Source organism: Mesorhizobium sp. M7A.F.Ca.CA.002.15.2.1, assembly GCF_003998715.1.
Lineage (GTDB): Bacteria > Pseudomonadota > Alphaproteobacteria > Rhizobiales > Rhizobiaceae > Mesorhizobium > Mesorhizobium ciceri.
Genome location: NZ_RZPI01000722.1, coordinates 1 through 2,698, shown reverse-complemented (window position 1 = coordinate 2,698; position 2,698 = coordinate 1). Strand labels below are relative to the sequence as shown.

The window sequence follows — 2,698 nt, the reverse complement described above, 5'->3', positions numbered from 1 at the left end:
GGATTGTCCGGTGCGCGCCAGCGCTCGCGCGGGGCCGCCCCGAAAGGTGCCTGGCCCCGCGGTGCTTTGATCAGTAATGGTGCCAGTGGCGCCAGTGATGATGCGGATGCCAGACGTAGGCCGGACCGTGCCAGTAGTGGTAGCGCGGGCGCACGACGACGACGCCGTTCGGCACGCAGCGGCCCCATCTGTTGGGGTGCCAGCCGATGCCGCAGCCCCAGCGGACATGCTCGACCAGTGCCGGGGTGGCTGGCTTCGCAACGGACACGATGGGCATTGCGCTGGAGGCGGAGGCTGTCGCGACAGTTCCACCGATGGCCAGGATAGCGGTTGCTGCATAGTTTTTCAGGCGACTCATAATTGGACTCCGAGTGCTTTCGACGATGAAGATGGCCGTCCTGTATGGTGCACAGGGCAGGCTTGTCCCTTCGCATCGTTAAACGGCGTCTCCGGTCTTTTCCGTCGGTCGTCATGGCGATTTTTTTGGCGTAACGGTGGCGCGGCGTTCCATATGGCGCAGCAACGCCTGTGCCAGCACGCTCCGGTTTTCAGGCGATGTGCTCGCCGCGAAGTCGACAATGGCCTGTTCAAGCCGGCTGCGCACCGTCACATCGGCATCGCGTGCCCGTTCCAGGGCGGCGGACAAGGCGGCCTTGTCCATGACAGGCTGCTGCAACAGGTCCGCTGCCTCCTGCCTCGCCTGCTGGCCATCGAGAATGATCTGACGGGACTGCACGCGAACCTGGCGCAGCGCCTCGCGGAACGCCTTGCGATCCTGGTCGGGAAGGTGTCGGCCGGCCGATTCCAGCGAGAAGCCCGATTTGGCATTTCTCAGCCAGACCGCGCCACCGACAAATGCGCTGGCCAGAAAGACGTTCAGCACCACGGAAGCAATGACCAGACCACGGACCCAGCGCGTACTCATAGGCTTTCCTCACCGTTCTCGGCATCCGGGCCGGCATCGCCAAACGCCGTCACATTGGCATCCAGCACAGTGTGGTCCGGCTGGACCTCGGGCGTGATGACGGTCACCAAAGCCAGTCCTGCCACGGCGCCGGCCAGGCCAATGCCTGCGAGTCCCAGCCCCAGCCACCAGAACCGCTGCCGCCGGCGTTGGACAAGGTGCCGGCCGGCGACCTGCAGGATACTGCCGTGCAGCGCTTTACCGGGGGCGTCGACGCGGTAGCTGTCGAGCAGCGCGTCAAGTGTCCCGGCCTGCCTCAAGATGGCCTCGCCCGCGTCGCTTGCGGCAAAGACCGTGCCGGCCATTCGCTCGGCCTCGGGCCATCGCCGCAAGTCGCCGCCATAGGCCTGCGCCAAGGCGGCAAAGCGCCTGGCATCCATTGCGGGTTCGTTCCTGGACCCTTCAGCCATGTGTCTCCCCCTTGCCCGTCGGCGCCGAGCGCCAGGCGGCACCAGCAAGGCGCAATGGCCGTGCTGCGTTGCTGCTTGCCCGGCGTTTACTCATCGGCGCCATCCTCCGCCAGGATCGCTTGCAGCGACCGCCGGCCGCGCGCGAGCAGGCTTTCCAGGGCATCGACGCTGATCTGCAGTGTCGCTGCCGCCTCGATATTGGACATCCCCTGATAGTAGACCAGAACGATCGCTTCGCGCTGGCGCGGCGCTATGGCTTGCAGCGCCCGTTCGACCCGATGGGCTTCTTCCTCGGAATGAGCATCGGGAAGCGGCGCAGGATCGGCGACGTCCGGCAGGTCGCCGGTCACCCACTCGCGCCTGCGACGCAGCCGGTCGTAGCAAAGGTTGAGCGTCACCCGGTGGATCCAGCTGTCGAAGCGCGCATTGCCGCGCCGCCAGCTCGCGGCATGGCGCCAGATCCGCACGAAGGTTTCCTGCGCGACATCCTCGGCCTCCGCCGCATCGCCGAGCATGCGCACGGCAAGCGCCAGGATACGCGGCAGCTTGCGCGCGACGAGCGTTTGCACGGCTGCCGGCTCGCCGGCGCCGACACGGCGAACCAGCTCCTCGTCCGGATCCGCAGCCATCAGTCGGCGCACTCCCGATGTTCATCGCGCGTCATTGCCTCTTGGTCATTGCTCTTGCTTGGGAGCGGTTTTGTGGCCCGGCAGTTCGTCGGCTGTCAGAATGCCATCGGCATTCTTGTCCAGCCGGGCGAAGCGCTTGGCGAAAAACGCATCGAGTTCGGCGCGATCGATGAAGCCGTCATGGTTGGAATCGATCCGCGCGAAGGATCTGGCGGCGTCGCCCTTGACGTTGCGCTTCGCCTGAAAGGCCTCCCATTCCAGCAGGCTGATCTTGCCGTCGCCATCCGTGTCGGCCGCCATGATCGCCTTTTCGCGCCGCTTCTGGAATTTGGCCAGCGTGATGTCGGACCTGCTCCCCGACGCGCCTGGCGCGGCAAGTGGCGCGGCGGTCTGCGGTGCAGGCGGGGTCGTTGCCTGGGCAAGAGCCGCAACGGTCTGCAAACTCAAGGCAACGACTAATATCGAACGGCTGATCATGTTGTGCGTCTCCAGCTTGGCGCGACGCAGACGGCTTGTGCCGTCATCGCGCTTCAACCGTTAAACGCCGCGACCCGGAAAATCCGTCGGTCGCGCGTGCTGATCCGTTCGTGCTCGGGTGCGCATCCCGTCGATCGGGATGGAAGGAGCTCTAGTCCGACTGGTCGGCCGCAATCAGTTGTTCGGGCTTGAACCCGGCATGCTGCGGGGTCCACACC

At 65.7% G+C, this 2,698-nt stretch carries 5 protein-coding genes; all 5 read right to left on the bottom strand.

What is annotated here, in order from left to right; all coding sequences use genetic code 11:
- Window positions 1-70 precede the first annotated feature (70 nt).
- Window positions 71-358, bottom strand: a complete 288-nt coding sequence (locus ENZ74_RS28195) for a hypothetical protein (protein WP_013527963.1) — start codon at window positions 356-358, stop codon at window positions 71-73.
- Window positions 359-469: 111 nt separating this feature from the next.
- The gene (locus ENZ74_RS28190) at window positions 470-925 is read right to left on the bottom strand and encodes a periplasmic heavy metal sensor (RefSeq protein WP_063169958.1); all 456 of its coding nucleotides are present in this window, start codon (window positions 923-925) and stop codon (window positions 470-472) included.
- Window positions 922-1,344: a hypothetical protein gene (locus ENZ74_RS28185; protein WP_245458408.1), complete on the bottom strand. Its 423-nt coding sequence runs from the start codon at window positions 1,342-1,344 to the stop codon at window positions 922-924. Before ENZ74_RS28185 ends, ENZ74_RS28190 begins: the two co-directional genes overlap by 4 nt.
- A gap of 116 nt (window positions 1,345-1,460) precedes the next feature.
- Window positions 1,461-2,003: an RNA polymerase sigma factor gene (locus ENZ74_RS28180; RefSeq protein WP_024503412.1), complete on the bottom strand. Its 543-nt coding sequence runs from the start codon at window positions 2,001-2,003 to the stop codon at window positions 1,461-1,463.
- A gap of 45 nt (window positions 2,004-2,048) precedes the next feature.
- Window positions 2,049-2,480 (bottom strand): acid-shock protein, encoded by a 432-nt coding sequence (locus tag ENZ74_RS28175; protein ID WP_024503413.1) that lies wholly within the window; start codon window positions 2,478-2,480, stop codon window positions 2,049-2,051.
- Window positions 2,481-2,698: the final 218 nt, after the last annotated feature.

Coding starts and splice junctions, on each gene's coding strand:
- ENZ74_RS28175 (WP_024503413.1), bottom strand. CDS start 2,480: ATGATCAGCCGTTCGATATTAGTCGTTGCCTTGAGTTTGCAGACCGTT.
- ENZ74_RS28190 (WP_063169958.1), bottom strand. CDS start 925: ATGAGTACGCGCTGGGTCCGTGGTCTGGTCATTGCTTCCGTGGTGCTG.
- ENZ74_RS28195 (WP_013527963.1), bottom strand. CDS start 358: ATGAGTCGCCTGAAAAACTATGCAGCAACCGCTATCCTGGCCATCGGT.
- ENZ74_RS28180 (WP_024503412.1), bottom strand. CDS start 2,003: ATGGCTGCGGATCCGGACGAGGAGCTGGTTCGCCGTGTCGGCGCCGGC.
- ENZ74_RS28185 (WP_245458408.1), bottom strand. CDS start 1,344: ATGGATGCCAGGCGCTTTGCCGCCTTGGCGCAGGCCTATGGCGGCGAC.